The organism is Roseateles cavernae (assembly GCF_040187885.1).
Lineage (GTDB): Bacteria > Pseudomonadota > Gammaproteobacteria > Burkholderiales > Burkholderiaceae_C > Roseateles_E > Roseateles_E cavernae.
Genome location: NZ_JBDPLH010000009.1, coordinates 24,923 through 40,932, shown reverse-complemented (window position 1 = coordinate 40,932; position 16,010 = coordinate 24,923). Strand labels below are relative to the sequence as shown.

Genomic DNA, 16,010 nt, shown 5'->3' with positions numbered 1-16,010 from the left:
CCTCCTGACTGGGTGGCCCCCGCCGCATGCGGCGTGCCCGCCCGAACGATCTGACTGCCCATGAGTTTTCTGCCCCTGCTGATGCGCCCCTGGATCTGGGCTGTGCTTGCGGGGCTCGTACTGGCCGGCCGCGCCAGCGCCGCCGAGGACGCCATGCCGCCGCGCGGCCTGACAGTGGCCGACTCGACCCTGAGCACCGGTGCCATCATGGTCGGCATCCTGAACTACACGGCCTGGCCGGGCGAAGCCCGGCTGCTTCAGGTCTGCATCAGCCGCCAGGCCGCCGAGGCGGCCGCCATCCTCGCCCACCTGGAGCAGGCCAAATCGGGCCGGCCGCTGCGCGCCCGTGCCATCGAGGCGCTGCTGCCCTTGCCCACCGATTGCGATGCGGTCTATTTCGACGGCTGGGAGCTTGAGGCCCAGCGCGCTGCGCTGCGCAGCCTGGCCGCCAAGCCGGTGCTGACCCTGGGCCGCGGCCCCGAGTTCTGCAGCGATGGCGGCCTGTTCTGCCTGGAGCCGGCCGCCACGGGCCTGCGCTTCGAGGTCAATCTGGACGCGGTGGCGCGCAGCGGTCTGCGCGTCAATCCGCTGGTGCTGCGCCTGGCCCGCCCGCGCGCGGCCAGCTCCTCATGAGCGACAAGCGCACCAGCCTCGGCGCCATGCTGCGGCGCGGTCATCTGCGCGTGGCGCTGGTGGCGCTGCTGGCCGTCGGCTCGGTGCTGACCCTGGGCCTGCTGCTGTCGCTGCGCCTGTCGCAGCAGCACAACCTCGAGCTGGTGGCGCGCTCGATCGCCTACTCGGCCGAAGCCGCCGTCGTGTTCCGCGATGCCGATGCGTCGCGCGAGCTGCTGGCCGCCGTGGCCGAAAGCGAGGGCATCGCCAGCGCCCGCATCACGCTGGCCTCGGGCGAGGCGCTGAGCAGCTACCAGCGCGGCGATGAGGGTCTGCTCGACCGGACGCTGGCGCGCTGGCTGCTGCCGGTCGAGGCCAGCGCGCCGATCAGCGACGGCCGCCGCGGCATGGCGGCCACCGTGCATCTGCGCGGCGACAGCCGCCTGCTGCTGACCGCCTTGCTGTGGTCGCTGGCCGGCGTGCTGCTGGGCATGGCGCTGACCGGCGTGGCCGTGGCCCTGGTGTCGCGCCGGCTCGAACACCTGCTGGTCGACCCGCTGCGCGCACTGGCCGCCCATACCCGCGCGATCCGCAACGAGCGTGCTTTCGCGCGGCGCGCACCGCCGGCCACGGTACTGGAGATCGATGAGCTGAGCGCCGACTTCAATGCGCTGCTGGCCGAGGTGCAGGCCCGCGAGGCCGAGCTGCTGCGCCGGCACCAGGCCCTGCAGTCCGACCATGAGGCACTGTCCTTCCAATCGCGCCACGACAGCCTGACCGGCGCGGCCAGCCGCGCCCATTTCGAGCACAGCCTGGCCCAGGCCATAGCGCGCGCCCGCCGCGCCGGCACCAGCCTGGGCCTGCTGTTCGTCGATGCCGACAAGTTCAAGCAGATCAACGACCACCATGGCCATGAGGCCGGCGATCTGGTGCTGACCGCCGTGGCGCAACGCCTGCGCAGTGCGGTGCGCGAGAACGACCTGGTCGGCCGGCTCGGTGGCGACGAGTTCGTCGTGCTGATCGAGCCGCTGCGCCATGCCAGCGATGCCCAGAGCGTGGTGCAGCAGATCCGCTCGGCCGTGTCGGTGCCAGTAGCACTGCATGGCGCCGGCAGCGTGGTGCCCGGTATCAGCGTCGGTGTGGCCGTGTTCCCCGATGACGGCGACAGCGCCGAGGCGCTGTTCCGGGCCGCCGATGCGGCGATGTACCGCAGCAAGCAAACCGCCCCTTCCCGCAGTTCACCAGCCCAGAGTTGATCGCCATGAGCAGTACCCGCCCCTTCGATGGAATCTTGCGCACCCCGCTGCGCCTGCTGCTGGCCGCTCTGGCCGCTCTGGTGCTGCAGGCTTGCCAGCATGCGCCGCCGGTGCCCGCCGCACCGGCTTCGATCTGGACCGCGCAGCAGGCCCAGGTCTTTCGCGATCTGGGTTTCGTGGCCCAGGGCGATGGCTGGGAGCTGAGCCTGGCGGCCAGCCTGCTGTTCGAGTTCAACTCGGAGCAGCTGGACCTGCAGCAGCGCGCCAATCTGCAGCGCATCGCGCGCGCACTCAGCGAGGTGGGCATCGACGGCCTGCGGATCGAGGGCCATAGCGACAACGTCGGCGAGGCCGACTACAACCAGCGCCTGTCGCAGCGCCGCGCCGCCGTCGTGGCCCAGGTGCTGGCCGGCGCCGGCATGAAGTCCGAGCGCCTGGTGGTGCGCGGCTTCGGCAAGGACAAGCCGATCGCCGACAACGCCAGCGAGAGTGGCCGCGCGCAGAACCGGCGCGTCGCGCTGATCGCGCCCTCGTCCTGAGCGATCAGCTCGGCTGCTCGCGCCCAAGCTGTAGGGCGCGGCACGGCCATGCGCCCACTCTTCCTTCTCGTTGGGCTCGGCCCCGATCGGCGGATGGCCCCCCGGGCCGGCATGGCCCATGTCGATTCATCGTAGCTTTGTTCGTCGTGACTCAGAGGGGCCTCCTCTCTGCGATTCCTACCTTCTGAGACCGACACACATGACGAATGATCAAACCACACAATCCCTGCTGATGGCCGGTGTTGCCGCTGCGGGCCTCTTCCTGCTGGTGGCAACCGTGGAGAGCCTGATTCGCCCGGGGTTCAACCTGTCCAGGCATGCCGTCAGCATGCTCAGCCTGGGCGACCGAGGCTGGGTGATGACCGCCACCTTCATCATCAGCGGTGGGCTGACGATGCTGTTTGCCGCCGGCGTCTGGCGCGCCACGGGAGCGCTGGCCGCGCCGCTGCTGCTGGGCCTTTACGGCCTCGGCCTGGCGATGGCGGGGGTGTTTCCGGCGCCAGCGGCCCTGGGCTTTCCTCCCGGAACGCCCGAAGACCTGCAGCCGGTGATGAGCACCCCCGCCGTGCTGCACAGCATCGCCTTCATGCTGGCCTTCGGTGCCCTGATCATCGCCTGCTTCGTGTTGGCCGCGAACTTCTGGGCGGCGGGCTCGGTGCCATGGGTCGTGTTTTGTGCGTTGGCCGGCCTTGCCATGCCCGTGCTGGTCGCTCTGGGGATGAGCAATGTCGTTGCCACCGGCCTGGCCTTCTATGCCTCGGGGGTGGTGGGCTGGGCTGTTGTCGTCGCCCTGGGATTCAAGATCCTGCGTCAGGGCGCCTGACCCGCTGCTAGCCCGGGGCCAACTTCGGGTGGGTTCAGGGTGCGCGCGGCGGCAGGGCCCGGTCGAGCTTGTCGTCCACCTCGCCGACATAGGCCGACAGGCTGCGGGTCGACTCACCCAGCTGCTGCAGCAGCCGCTGCTCCAGCTGCTCGACCCGGGCCGCCGTCTCACGCCCGACCGCAGCGCTCTGCGCCTCGATGCGGCGCAGCTCGGCCTCCAGAAAGCCGCGCAGCTCGGTGAAGCGCGAGGCCTCGGCCTGATCGGCCAGCTCGCGCTGCGCCTTCAGGTCTTTGGCAAAGCGGCGCGACTCCATGATCACACCGGCCTGCTGGAACAGGATGTAGATCAGGAACAAGGCGCTGACCCCGCCGGTGACGACCAGCATGATCAGGCCCAGCGGCGCGCTCACATCGGTGAACCCGAGGGTCAGCGGTGTCGGTGTCGTGAACGGCACCCAGTTCAGCATTGCAAAAATAGCCAGCAAGGCCAGTACCAGGGCTATGGCCATCGCACGCAAGTTCATCATCGCTTCTCCTGACAGGCGCTCGGTGAGGAGCCACCGCGCACGACCCGACCCTAACACCATCGGCCGCCAACAGGCCTGTCAGCCCGGTCTCGTAAAATACCCGAGCCCGTCCGGTGGCAGCGACGCTGATCACGTCCGCCGGTCCAGGGCCGAGCCCGCCCCCGCCACTCTTTGACCGACCCAAGCCCCCTGCTCCCGATGACGCTTGCAAGACTGCTGGCCCGGCTTTGCGGCGCCCTCACCCTGGGCTGGATGCTGGCAACCCTGCCGGCGCGGGCGCTCAACGAGCTGCCGAGTTCGCTGAGCCAGTACAAGATCGACGGCTGGCAGACCGAGCAAGGCCTGCCGCTGAACACCGTGCAGGCGTTGTTCCAGAGCAGCGATGGCTATCTGTGGGTCGGCACGGCCGGTGGCCTGGCCCGTTTCGATGGCGCGCACTTCACCAGCTTCGATGCGAGCCAGGCGCCGGACCTGGCCGCCCAGCCTGTCTTCGGCTTCATGGAGGATGCCCAGCAGCAGCTCTGGATCGGCCATGCCAAAGGCGCGACGATCTACCAGGGCGGCAAGTTTCGCAGCGCGCTGTCCAGCGAGCTGACCGGCGGGCGACGGGTCTGGGCCTTTGCCCAGGCGCGCGACGGTGCCGTGTGGGCGGCCACCGAGAATGGCCTGCTGCGCTGGGACAAGGGCAGCACCCGGCTCTACCAGCAGGCGGATGGCCTGCCCACCGACCGCCTGCGCGGTCTGAGTTTCGACCGCGACGGCGTGCTGTGGATCGCCACCTCCGGCGGCGGTCTGGTGTCGATGAGCGAAGGTCGCTTCCGGGTCTTCGACCCCTCGAACGGCTTTCCGCATCTGCAGGTGCGCTCGGTGCTGGCCGACCCGGACGGCGGCGTCTGGGCCGCGACGGCCGGCGCCGGCCTGGTCCATGTCGGCAAGGCCGGCATCCGGATCTACAGCGTTGCCGACGGCCTGCCCACCGACCACCTGACCGCGCTGGCGCGTGACCCGCAAGGCAATCTCTGGATAGGCAGCTGGGGGGCCGGCATCAGCCGCATGAGCGCCGGCCGCTTCAGCTCGATCGCCAGCGCCGGCGGGCTGGCCGGCGATCAGATCTGGTCGATGCAGGTCGATCGCGAAGGCAGCGTCTGGGTGGGCACCTGGGTCAGCGGTCTGAACCGCCTGCGCACGCGCCCGTTCGGCGTGTTCGGCGCGCCCGAGGGCCTGTCGCACGACAACGTCCGCGCCGTGCTGCATGCCCGCAACGGGGTCAGCTGGGTATCGACGGCCGGCGGCGGGCTCAACCGCATCGAAGCCGGTCGCATCACCCGGCTGGGCACGGCCGAGGGCCTGCCCACCGAGGAGATCTCCAGCATTCATGAGGACCGCGACGGCGCGTTGTGGATAGGCACTTACACGGCCGGCGTCACCCGCTTGGCCGCCGATGGCCGCATCAGCATCTATGGCCTCGCCCAGGGCCTGCCCAATGCCGAGGTGCGCGCGCTCTACCAGGACAGCCGCGGTGTGCTGTGGGCCGGCACCCGCGCCGGCCTGGCGCGCTTCGACGGCCAGGGCTTCACAGCCGTCCAGGCCGATGGCCTGCCGCAGGAGGGCGTGGCGGCCATTCTGGAGGACCGTGCGGGCACGCTGTGGTTCGGCACCACCGGCCAGGGCCTGGTGCGCTGGCGCGACGGCGTCTTCCACACGCTGACCAAGGCCGATGGCCTGGTCTCGAACTGGATCATGGCCCTGTATGAGGATGCGGCCTCCAGCCTCTGGATCGGCACCAATGGCGAGGGCATGAACCGGCTGCGCGACGGCAAGCTGGTCGGCATACGCACGAGCGACGGTCTGTGGGACGGCCTGTCGCAGACGATTCTGGAAGACCGCCTGGGCTATCTGTGGATGAGCTGCAACCGCGGTTTCTACCGCGTCGCCCGCGCCGACCTCGATGCCTTTGCCGAGGGGCGGCTGGCCCGGGTCCGCTCGGCAGGCTTCGGCCCTGGCGATGCGCTGCGCGGCACGACCTTTGCCGGCGGCCTGCAACCGGCCGGCGCGATCGATGCGAAAGGCCATCTGTGGCTGCCCTCGGCCAAGGGACTGGTCATCGTCGACCCCGCCCGGCTGCCGGGCATGGACGCGCCGCCCCGCGTGCGCCTGGAACAGGTGCGCGTGGGCGACGCCCATGGGCCGGTCGAGGGCGAGATCGTGCTGCTGCCGGGGTCGGTGCCGCTGCGCATCCGCTACACGGCGATGACCCTGCAGCACGCCGACCGGGTGCGTTTCCGCTACCGGATGGATGGCATCGGCCAGGGATGGGTCGATGCCGGACAGGGGCGCGAGGCGGCATTCCCGGCCCTGCCCCATGGCCGCTACCGCTTCCGGGTCGCGGCCAGCATCGACGGCCAGCGCTGGAGCGAGCTCGAGCCCGCGCTGGCGATCAGGGTCAGGCCGCATGTCTATCAGACCCTCTGGTTCCTGGCGCTGGCCCTGCTGGCCGCGGTGGCGGCCGTGGTGGCGCTGTTTCGCCTGCGCACCCGCCATCTGCGGGCGCGGCAGCTGGAGATGGAGCGCCTGGTGGCACAGCGCACCGATGAGCTGCGGCAGGCCAACGAGCATCTGTCCCGCCTGTCCTTCATCGACTCGCTGACCGGACTGGCGAATCGCCGTCGCTTCGACGAGATGCTGGCCGAGGAATGGCGCCGCGCACGGCGCGGGCACAGCGCGCTGGCCGTGGTGATCGCCGACATCGACGGCTTCAAGCTCTACAACGACCTGCTCGGCCATCCACAGGGCGACCGCTGCCTGGTTGCGGTGGCCGATGTATTCCGGCAGGCGGTGAGCCGCGCCGGCGATCTCGCCGCCCGCTATGGCGGCGAGGAATTCGTCGTGCTGCTTCCTGGCGCCGATCATGCGGCGGCGAGCGCGATGGCCGAGAGCATACGCAGGGCCTGCGAGGCGCTGGCGATCCCGCACCCGGGATCGCCGGTCATGCCCGTCATCACACTCAGCCTCGGTGTGGCATCCTGCGTGCCGTCCGACACTCAATCGATCGAATCACTGGTCGCGGTGGCCGACGCCGCGCTCTACCAGGCCAAGCAGCAGGGACGCAACCGGGTGGCCTGAGCACGGACCGTGGATGACGATTTGTCGCACGAGGGTGTGGACAGGGCGTGGACGTCGCGATGGACCATGGCTCACGGCATTCGGCACATCCTGAGCCAGCCGGAGCGACCCCTGCAGAACGACCACATCGAGAGTTTCAACGGCAAGTTCCGCGACGAATGCCTGAACGAGCACGGGTTCCAGACCCGCTGCCGCCAGCTCGTCCCGAAGCCGGCGGTCAATGCCGATGCAGCGCGCGGCGCGCATCCAGCCGCGCCAGCAACTGCGGCGTGATCTGCGCCATGGTCAGCAGCGCCCCGCCCTGCTCGGCCGCAAAGCGCTGTGCGCTGGCGCGGTCGACAAAGGCCGGCAGATTGCCGGCACGCATCGGCCCCAGGGCGGCCGAGCCCTGCACATAGATGGCATCGCGAGCCAGCAGCCAGCCCCCGCCCTGGCTGGACCGCACATAGCTGCCGGCGATCTCGCCGGCACGACGGCCGCGGGTGTAGCGGCCCACATCCTGCAGATAGATCAGCAGGCTCAGCGGCGAGTCGAAGAACTGGGTGTCGCCGTTGTCGAAGACCACCTGGGCCGCCCAGTCGGGCGCGCGAGCGGGGAACATGCCGCAGACCGGGCAGCGCGCCTCGGCCGGCACCGATCGCGGCGCCAGCAGCGCCAGGCCCGAACGAGGGTCGTGCGGCGTCGGCGGCGCAACCACGCAGACCTCGGCAGCGGGCTCCAGCGCCGGCCGGGGCGCTGAACCGCCCTGATTGCCCAGCAGCAATGACAGGCTCAGCAAGGCCAGCGGCCTGCGACTTCGGTATCCCGGCATCGGCTCTACATGCGGCTGTCGTGCAGCGCGCCGCCACTGAGGTCCACCATCTCGGGCCTGACCTCGGCATAGGCCAGCACCTTGCCGCCATGGGCGGCGGCGAAGGCCTGTGCGTCGGAGGGCTTGCGAAAGCTCGCCGCCGTCGGGCCCATCGAGCCATGCCGCCGGCTGCCCAGCACATAGAAGCCGCTGCGGGCGTCGAACCAATGGCCGCGCGGCTGCTCCCAGTCGGCCAGCGCCATGTCCTGCACATAGACCGCGCGGATGGCCTTCGCCTGCTCGGGTCGCAGCAGGGTGTTGAACATTTCCACCGTGTCGCAGTACCAGCTGGGCTGGGCCTGGCCGGCGAAATGGATCTGGGCCTTGGGTCCGGGATAGTCCGCCAGCAGCATGCCGTCCAGGTCGCAGGTGCTGCCGGCTTCGATCTCCAACGCGATGGCGCTGCCATCGCGCTTCTCGCCGCAGCCGGCCAGCCCGGAGAGGCCGGCCACTGCGGCCAGCATCAGATGTCGTCGATTGATGGTCATGGTTTGAATCTCCAGCTTGCCAAGGCCAGCGGCGCAGCAATCCAGGCCAGCATCGCCCCGCCCATCAGCCAGGGATTGGCCAAGGCGGGCGGCACGATGCTGGCCAGGCCGTAAAGACTGCGCACCTGGTCCAGCGAAAACACATTGAGGATGCGGAACACATCGGTGGGGTTCAGCAGCAGTACATAGGCCAGGGCCTGGCCGCCCCACTCGCCGCCGCTGGCCACCAGCAGGCCCAGCATCAGCAGGTCGAACACCAGCACGAAGCCGAACCACAGCGCGATCGCCAGACCCGAGGCCTTGCTGCGCTCGCGCGCCAGCACCGACAGCAGCAGCGCCAGGCTCAGGAAGGCCAGGCCCAGCAGCACCGAGCTGAGCATGAAGCCCAGGTACTGGTACAAGCCGGCCCAGCCGAACTGGCGCCATAGCAGCCCCGCGACCAGGGCGAAGCCCGCCAGGGTCGACAGGGTCAGCGCCGCGGCCAGACCCAGGTACTTGCCCAGCAGCAGCTCCAGCCGCGTGATCGGCAAGGCCAGCAGCAGGTCCAGCGAGCCGCGCTCGCGCTCGCCGACGATGGCATCGAAGCCCAGCAGCAGCGCGATCAGCGGGATCAGATAGATCACCAGGCTGACCAGGCTGGCGATCACGAATTCGATCGAGCGGGGTCCCAGCTGACCCTGGGCCGCAGCGCCGAAATAGCTGATCACCAGCGAGAACACCGCGAACACCAGCGCCACGGCCAGCACCCAGCGGTTGCGCATGCGGTCGCGGAACTCCTTGGCCGCCAGCGCCATGACCTGGCGCCCTTCGATATCGGGCAGGAAACTCATGCGGCAGCCCTCAGCTCGAAGAACAGATCCTCCAGCGAGGGCTCGCGGATCTGCAGGTCCAGCACCCGGCCGGCCAGCAGGGCCAGCGCCGCCATCTTGTGCGCCCGCGGGCATTGCAGCTCCAGCGCGCCCGTTGCGTCGCTCTTGCCACTCAGCCGCAAGGCCGGCATCGCCTGCAGCGACACCCGCAATGCCGGCAGGCTCGGTGGGTCGATGCGCAGGCTGATCGTCAGCGGCAGATCCTGCTGCTCGCGCAAGGCCTGCACACTGCCCAGCGCCTGGATGCGGCCGTTGGCCATGATGGCCAGGCGATCCACCCGCTGCTGCAGCTCGGCCAGGATGTGGGAGGTGATCAGCACCGTGACGCCCTGGGCGCGCAATTCCTGCAGCGCGGCATAGAAATCGCGGATCGCCGACGGATCCAGGCCGTTGCTCGGCTCATCGAGGAACAGCACCTGCGGCCGGCCCAGCAGGGCCTGGGCGAAACCCAGGCGCTGGCGCATGCCCTTGGAGTAGTCGCGCACCGGCTTGGCGCCACTGCTGCCCAGGCCCACGCGATCCAGCAGCGCCGGGCAGCCGGCAGCCTCCGCGCCCTTGAGCCGGGCGAAGAAGCGCAGCGTCTCGAGGCCGCTGAGGTTGTCGTAGAGCACCAGGTTCTCGGGCAGGTAGCCGATCTGGCGGCGCGCGGCGCGGAAGTCGGGGCCGCTGACCGCGGCTCCGGCCACCGTGATTGCGCCGGTGCTGACCGGGATCAGGCCCAGCATCATCTTGAACAAGGTGCTCTTGCCTGCGCCGTTGTGGCCGATCAGGCCGAACAGCTCGCCGCGCTGCACTTGCAGATCGACGCTGTCGACCGCGGTGACCGCGCCAAAGCGCTTGCTGACACCACGCAGCGCGATCGCCGGGTTCGTCGGTTCTGATCTCGGGCGATCAAGGGCCAGGGTAATGCTTGTCACGCCAGGCACTCCAGTCTTTGTGTTGGGGATGCATGCGCGGCGCGGCGTCGACGACGCTGGGCACGCGCAGCACGGGGAATTGCCGCCCGACCAGGCGCAGGGCCTGCACGGCCGGGCTGGCCAGCAGCAGCTTGATGCCGGGGTGGCGCCAGCTGAGCCGGTCCACCATGTCATTGGCCTCGTAGGGAATGTCGCCGGCGCCATCGCCGTCCCGGTCCCAACCGAGGTAGTTGCTCCAGTGGTTGCCCTGGGCGGCTTCGTCCGGTTTTGCTGACCGGGCGCCCCAGGCCTCGTCGCGCGCGCCGACATAGCGCACCTGTTCCCGGTTGGCGATGAAGTCGTTGCCCTGAACCAGGTTGCGGGTCGAGCCGGCGGCCAGATGAACACCGACGCGGTTGTCGACCACCAGATTGCCACGCAGGGTCGCGTATTCGACGTCGTAGATGAAGAAACCGCGGTTGTTGCCAGCGACGATATTGCGCTCGACCACCGAGTCCTGCAGGGTGCGCAGCATGATGCCGTGGTCGGAGTTGCCCCAGGTACGGTTGTTGCGCACGATCTGGTCGCGCACCTCCATCAGCGCCAGGCCACCGCGGTTGTAGTAGCTGTCGTTGTCCTCCCACAGATTGAAGTAGGAGTTCATGTAGTGGCTGCCGTAGCGGCTGTGGTGCAGCTTGTTGCCGCGGAAGATCGCGTGATGCGAGACGTCGACATAGAGCGCGTCGCGCACGAAGCCGATGTTGTTGCCGATGATGCGGGCGCCACGGGTGTTGTAGAGCTGCACGCCGTTGCCGCGCTGCGCGGAGTTGTACTCGCGCTTGCCGGTGATCACATTGGCCTCGATGCGCACATCGTTGGCCTTCTCGATCCACAGGCCGAACAGGTTGTAGCTCAGGTCGCAGCGCAACACCACGGCGCGGTGCGCGCCGGGGCGGATGTAGATGCCGGCGTTCTGGGCCTTCAGGCTGTCGCCCGAGTCGCGCACGATCAGACTCTCGATCCACACATCGGGCGCCGTGATACGCAAGGTGTCGCCCTGCTGCGCGCCGCTGAGCGTCGGCCGCCGCGCGGGATTGCTGCCGCGCAGGGTCAGCGGCTTGTCGATGACGAAGTTGCCGACATGGCGGGCGGGCTCGATCTCCAGCACATCACCGGCCGCTGCGCCATCGATCGCCTGCTGCAGCGAGTCCCCCGGACGCACGCGCAGCGTCGCCGCCTGGGCGCAGCCCAGGGCCAGCATCAGCAGCAGGGTCAGGAGTTGCCTCATGGCAGCAGCAGGCCCAGGGCCTTCAGACTGAGGAACAGGGCGGCGCCGATCAGCAGGTTCTTGAAGCCCACATAGCTCAGCATGTCCATCCAAGAGGCGCGCCGGTAGTGGGCCTGCCACCAGGGGCCGTCCTTCACATAGCGCTTGCCCGACAGGCGTATCAGCACCTCGTAGACGCTCCAGCCGAACCACCAGGCGATGACGGCACTTGGCGACAGCCGCCCGCTGCCGGCCAGCAGCCAGACCAGGCTGGCTGCCAGCGCCAGCGAGCCGCCGGCGATCTGCAGGCCGCGTTGCCTGCGCCAGCCCTCGGCGCTCCAGGGCCACAGATGATCGACCAGTTCCAGCCAGAGCCAGCGCAGCCCGCGCGCGTCGGCCTTGTGCGGCGGCCGGACCGCCTCTGTGGGCATGCGCGGGTCGGGGCCGTTCGCGACCTTGGCGGGCATCGCTGGCGCCGGATGGATGGGAATGAAGTAGCCGTCGCGGCCGATCGGCGTGATCTCCAGCCCGTCGCGCTCGCGGCGCTTGCGCTCCTTGGCCAGCGGCGGGCAGCCCTTGACATCGGTGTACAGCACCATGCAGTCCAGGCAGTGCAGGCACTCGCGGTGGTCGATGCGGCCGTCCGCGTCGATGGCCAGCGAGCCGCAGCCGACCGCGCAGGCCTTGCAGCTGTTGCAGTCCTGCTTGCGCTTCAGGCCGAACCAGCGGAAGGTGCTGGGCATCGCCAGCGCCGCGCCCAGCGGGCAGATGTATTTGCAGTAGGGCCGCTCGATGAACAGCGAAATCCCCAGCAGCGCGCAGACGAACAGGCCATAGGGCCAGGCCCGGTTCGTGATGCCGACCAGAAAAGTGGTCTTGAAGGGCTCGACCTCGGCCAGCCTCTCGGCCAGGCCCATAGAGAACATCGACACCGTCAGCAGGCCGAAGAAGAGCGCGTACTTGAGCCACTTCAGCCGGTCGTGCCAGACGCGCGGCAGATGGCCCTGCCAGCGCTTCAGGCCGAGCAGGCCGCCGAGCTTGTACAGCGCTTCCGACAGCGAACCGAAGGGGCATAGCCAGCCGCAGAACAGGCCGCGCCCGAACAGGAACACGGTCAGGATGATGAAGATCCAGAACAGGAAGATGAAGGGGTCGGACAGGAACAGCGACCAGGTCCACTGGAACAGCAAGGCATGGAACCAGGTCAGCACCTGGGTGATGGAGGGCTGGGCCATGGCACCGAAGCCGACGAAGCCTATGCTCAGGGCCCAGGCGCTGTACTTGAAGGCATTGACCGGCCATTTGTTCTTGTGGGTGGCGCGGCGCGTCAGCGTCTCCCGGAAGGCATAGACCACGGCCACCGCGATCAGCAGCGCGGCGAACAGGTCGATCTCGACGGCGCGCGACTTCCAGACCTGGACCCAGGGTGCGGCCGCCTCCTCGATGGCCGGGCGGCCGCCGTCGAGCAACTCGTCGGCCAGCCACAAAGGCGTGTCGAAACTGGTGAAGCTGCGCGCGCCGGTGGCGCGGTCGATGCGGTTGCCCAGCAGCGACAGTTTCCATGGGTAGGCGGCCGAGAACGCCGACGAGCGGATCACGAAGATGGCCGACTCGGTGTAGGCCGGCGCGCCGGCAGCGGCGATGCCGTAGAGGTTCAGGTAGTCGAGATCGCGGAAGGTGAAGGAGTCCGCCCCCTGCTTGACCTGCACCCGGTCATAGAGGCCCCCACGCACAAAGCCCGACCCCTTGAAGGACTCGGCGCCGGCTGTGCGGATGACGAAGATCGCATGCTCGCCGGGCTTCAGTTGGGCACGCAGATTGTCGTGACCCTGTGCGCCGAGCAGGCTGCGTGCGATATCGGGATGGTTCAGGTCGCCGAACCACAGCTCGATAAAGGGTTCATCGGACTTGTCCAAGCCCAGTTGCTCGGACCGCACCTGCAGGCGCTTGACGCTGCCCTGCTTGACCAGCTCGGCCCAGCCGGCGTCCGGCCTGGCCGGCGCATAGCGGGCCGGTTCGCGCCGCGTCGGCGCCAGGATGCCGACCTGGCGCGCCACTGCGGCACCCGAGGCCATCATCACCTGGTTCTGCGCAATCACCGTGACGGTGGCGCCCGAGATCGCGTCCAGTCCCAGCACGCCCTCGTCCGGGCGCGACTGGCCGATCTCCAGCTTGTCGGCCACCGATTTGCCGAGGTACTGCTCATTGAACTTCAAGAGCGCCGATTCGGGAATGCCCAGCAGCAGGATGGGCTCGGAATGCTTGAGCACCTTGACGCCGACGAAGCGGCCGCGCGTGTCCATGCCGATCAGCGTCACGACGGGCTTGCCCGAGTAGGCCGGTGTGTCGGTGATGTCGGTCGACAGCATCACATAGCCCAGCAGCTTGCCGTGCTTCCCACCGCCCTCGCCGGCGCCATAGGCTTCAACATAGGGCGGCGATCCGAGCCGCTCGGAGAACGCGATCGCGCCGGGAAACACCTCGGCGCAAGGCAGCAGCGCGCACAGATCGCGCGCCGTCGCCAGCTCGGTCGGCAGCTGGGCCTCGTAGGCGCCGGCGGCGACGGCCGGTGCGCTCGGCAACAGCAGAAAAAATGCGGCCAGGGCGGCCGCACAAACTTGTCTGAGGAACTGCATGGTTTTATCGGTCTTCCCAAGCCCCGGCGCGCGTTCGAGACGCGCCGGGGCTTCGCTCAGGCTCAGGCCTCGACGATCATGCGGCTGCGCATCTCGAGGTGCAGGGCGTGGCAGAAGTGGGTGCAGTAGCACCAGAACACGCCGGGCTTGTCGGCCACGAAGGTGACGGACGCCGTCTCCAGCGGGTTGACGATGAAGTTGACGTTGTACTTGGGGATGGCGAAACCGTGCGTCAGATCCTCGATCTTGTCCAGATTGGTCAGGATCAGGGTCACCTCATCCCCCCTCTTGAGCTTGAACTCGCGCAGACTGAAGGCCGGCGCCTGCGAGGTCATCTTGATCGTGACCTTCTTGCCGTTGCGGAACACGCCCGACTCTTTCGGGTCCTTGATGGCCAGCGGGAAATCATCGAGCGCATAGACCTGCTTCGGGCGCAGCAACTCGCGCTTGAAGATGATGAAGTCATGCGGCTCGCCGCGCACCGGATGGTCGGCCAGCAAGACCATCTTCTCGCCCGAGATGTCGATCAGCTGCTCGTTCTCCGGATGCAGCGGACCGACCGGCAGGAAGCGGTCCTTGGAGAACTTGCAGCCCACCGCCAGATACTTGCCGTCGGCCGCGATCGTCTCGGACTGCGAGGCGTTGACATGGCCGGGCTGGTACTGCACATCGATGCGGTCGACCACATACTTCGCGCTCTTGTCGCCCTTGTGGAAGGCGATCGCCTTCTCGACATTCCACTTCACCACCTGGCTGTCGAGGAACAGGGTCGTGTAGGCATTGCCGCGCCCATCGAAGGCGGTGTGCAGCGGGCCCAGGCCCAGCTCGACCTCGGCCACGATGGCGTCATCGAGTTTCTCGAGCTTGCCGTCGAACCAGTCCAGCACCTTGGCCAGCTCGATCACGGTGCCGGTCGGTGAGAGCTTGCCGGCGCAGATGAAATACTTCTGGTCCGGGCTGGCATTGACGCCGTGCGGGTTCTTCGGCACCGAGACATAGGCGGTCAGCGCGCTCTTGGCGTCCTTGTTGGCGGCCAGCGTGCCGTCGACAACCGGCACCTTGGAGTCGCCATAGGTCTTGAACTTGCCGGCCTTGACGGCCGCCTCGATGCGGGCGACGTTGAAGAACAGGCAGGCATCGCGCTCGGAGGACATCATGTCCTCGTACTTGGCACCCATCTCGGTGTTGTACTGATTGGTAGCCGCCAGCTTGCCGTCGTAAGAGGTCGCGGTCAGGTCGCAGTTGCCGTCGATCAACACCTGCCAGCGCACTTCCATCGACTCGGCATCGACACAGCTGAACAGCGAGTGGTACTTGCCCGTGTCCTCGCTGCCGCTATTGGGCAATGGGATCGAGAACTCGGCGCCGCAGAACACCCGGGTCGTGTAGTTGATCGCCGGATCGACCGGATCGCGCTTGTCCGGGAAGATGCCGTGGAAGCCCTGCACATTGGGCAGCTCGGTGATCTTGTCGCAGACGAAATGATCAAGCCGGATGCGCGCGATGCGGCTGTTGATCTTGTCGTTGATCCAGGCATAGCGCCCGTCGTAGTTGCCGTCCTTGTAGGAGGCATGGGTGTGATGGGTGTCCGCCACCGTGTACTTGAGGCTGCCGTCGGCCTTGGTGCCCATCACCTGCTTCGATTCATTGGTCACGCCCCAGCCGACCAGTGCGTCCGGCACGAAGCAGGGAATCCGCGTGATCTCGCGACCCGAAGGCAGGCCCAGCACCCGCATATCGCCGGTATGGCCGCCGCTCCACAGGCCGTAGTAAGTGTCGAGCTCGCCGGGTTTCAGATGCACCGCACCGGCAGCGCCATGGCCGGCACCACCGGCCGGTGCGCTGCCGGCCGGCGGCGTGGCTGTGCCGGTGGCCTTGTCGGTACAGGCGGCGATGCCGGCCAGGCCGGCCAGCGCGGCCGTGTTGATGAACCGGCGGCGGCCGAGACCGGCCGCTGCGGCCGCATGGGAGGCGTTTTGTTTGGTCATTGCAAGTCCTCTGGAAATGGTCGGCCAGCGCTGCCGACCGGGCCTGTAAGTGTTTGGGCAGACGGATGTTCGTCGGCCCCGCCCGGCGCCTAACTGATCCAGATCAATCATTTTCATAAAGGGCAAAATTTATGCAC

The 16,010-nt window shown here is 68.3% G+C and carries 13 protein-coding genes and 1 pseudogene; 6 read left to right on the top strand and 8 right to left on the bottom strand.

The features are described 5' to 3' along the window. Positions 1-60 precede the first annotated feature (60 nt). The 4 genes from yfiR (at position 61) to ABGI63_RS20155 (ending at position 3,230) form a co-directional block, all read left to right on the top strand. A complete protein-coding gene (gene yfiR / locus ABGI63_RS20170) occupies positions 61-633 on the top strand; it encodes a regulatory sequestration protein YfiR (RefSeq protein ID WP_349744234.1) in 573 nt (190 codons plus the stop codon). Next, positions 630-1,868 (top strand): diguanylate cyclase DgcN/YfiN, encoded by a 1,239-nt coding sequence (gene dgcN / locus ABGI63_RS20165; RefSeq protein ID WP_349744232.1) that lies wholly within the window; start codon positions 630-632, stop codon positions 1,866-1,868. Before yfiR ends, dgcN begins: the two co-directional genes overlap by 4 nt. A gap of 5 nt (positions 1,869-1,873) precedes the next feature. Further along, on the top strand, positions 1,874-2,407 hold the full coding sequence (gene yfiB / locus ABGI63_RS20160) for an outer membrane lipoprotein YfiB (protein WP_349744230.1): 534 nt from the start codon (positions 1,874-1,876) through the stop codon (positions 2,405-2,407). Positions 2,408-2,606: 199 nt separating this feature from the next. After that, positions 2,607-3,230: a DUF998 domain-containing protein gene (locus ABGI63_RS20155; RefSeq protein ID WP_349744229.1), complete on the top strand. Its 624-nt coding sequence runs from the start codon at positions 2,607-2,609 to the stop codon at positions 3,228-3,230. A 34-nt stretch (positions 3,231-3,264) separates the two neighbouring features. On the opposite strand, the gene ABGI63_RS20150 is transcribed toward ABGI63_RS20155, so the two are convergent. Beyond that, positions 3,265-3,756 carry a LapA family protein gene (locus ABGI63_RS20150; RefSeq protein ID WP_349744228.1) on the bottom strand — a complete coding sequence of 164 codons (492 nt, stop codon included), beginning with the start codon at positions 3,754-3,756 and terminating at the stop codon, positions 3,265-3,267. A gap of 198 nt (positions 3,757-3,954) precedes the next feature. On the opposite strand from ABGI63_RS20150, the gene ABGI63_RS20145 reads away from it, so the two are divergent. Both ABGI63_RS20145 and ABGI63_RS20140 read left to right on the top strand, forming a co-directional pair. Then, positions 3,955-6,879 (top strand): ligand-binding sensor domain-containing diguanylate cyclase, encoded by a 2,925-nt coding sequence (locus tag ABGI63_RS20145; protein ID WP_349744227.1) that lies wholly within the window; start codon positions 3,955-3,957, stop codon positions 6,877-6,879. A gap of 57 nt (positions 6,880-6,936) precedes the next feature. Beyond that, positions 6,937-7,059, top strand: a pseudogene (locus tag ABGI63_RS20140) (integrase core domain-containing protein); the annotation flags it as partial. A 37-nt stretch (positions 7,060-7,096) separates the two neighbouring features. Here the strand turns inward: ABGI63_RS20140 and ABGI63_RS20135 are convergent. The 7 genes from ABGI63_RS20135 to nosZ all read right to left on the bottom strand — a co-directional run bounded on the left by ABGI63_RS20135 (position 7,097) and on the right by nosZ (position 15,873). Next, on the bottom strand, positions 7,097-7,690 hold the full coding sequence (locus ABGI63_RS20135) for a nitrous oxide reductase accessory protein NosL (RefSeq protein ID WP_349744225.1): 594 nt from the start codon (positions 7,688-7,690) through the stop codon (positions 7,097-7,099). A 5-nt stretch (positions 7,691-7,695) separates the two neighbouring features. Further along, on the bottom strand, positions 7,696-8,217 hold the full coding sequence (locus ABGI63_RS20130; protein ID WP_349744224.1) for a nitrous oxide reductase accessory protein NosL: 522 nt from the start codon (positions 8,215-8,217) through the stop codon (positions 7,696-7,698). Then, on the bottom strand, positions 8,214-9,047 hold the full coding sequence (locus ABGI63_RS20125) for an ABC transporter permease (protein WP_262973474.1): 834 nt from the start codon (positions 9,045-9,047) through the stop codon (positions 8,214-8,216). Before ABGI63_RS20125 ends, ABGI63_RS20130 begins: the two co-directional genes overlap by 4 nt. Beyond that, positions 9,044-9,988 carry an ABC transporter ATP-binding protein gene (locus ABGI63_RS20120; RefSeq protein ID WP_432767447.1) on the bottom strand — a complete coding sequence of 315 codons (945 nt, stop codon included), beginning with the start codon at positions 9,986-9,988 and terminating at the stop codon, positions 9,044-9,046. Before ABGI63_RS20120 ends, ABGI63_RS20125 begins: the two co-directional genes overlap by 4 nt. Then, positions 9,978-11,270 (bottom strand): nitrous oxide reductase family maturation protein NosD, encoded by a 1,293-nt coding sequence (locus ABGI63_RS20115; RefSeq protein ID WP_349744221.1) that lies wholly within the window; start codon positions 11,268-11,270, stop codon positions 9,978-9,980. The genes ABGI63_RS20120 and ABGI63_RS20115 overlap by 11 nt, the downstream gene beginning before the upstream one ends. Beyond that, positions 11,267-13,885: a 4Fe-4S binding protein gene (locus ABGI63_RS20110; RefSeq protein ID WP_349744219.1), complete on the bottom strand. Its 2,619-nt coding sequence runs from the start codon at positions 13,883-13,885 to the stop codon at positions 11,267-11,269. The genes ABGI63_RS20115 and ABGI63_RS20110 overlap by 4 nt, the downstream gene beginning before the upstream one ends. A 62-nt stretch (positions 13,886-13,947) precedes the next feature. Beyond that, a complete protein-coding gene (gene nosZ, locus ABGI63_RS20105; RefSeq protein ID WP_349744218.1) occupies positions 13,948-15,873 on the bottom strand; it encodes a TAT-dependent nitrous-oxide reductase in 1,926 nt (641 codons plus the stop codon). Positions 15,874-16,010 lie beyond the last annotated feature (137 nt).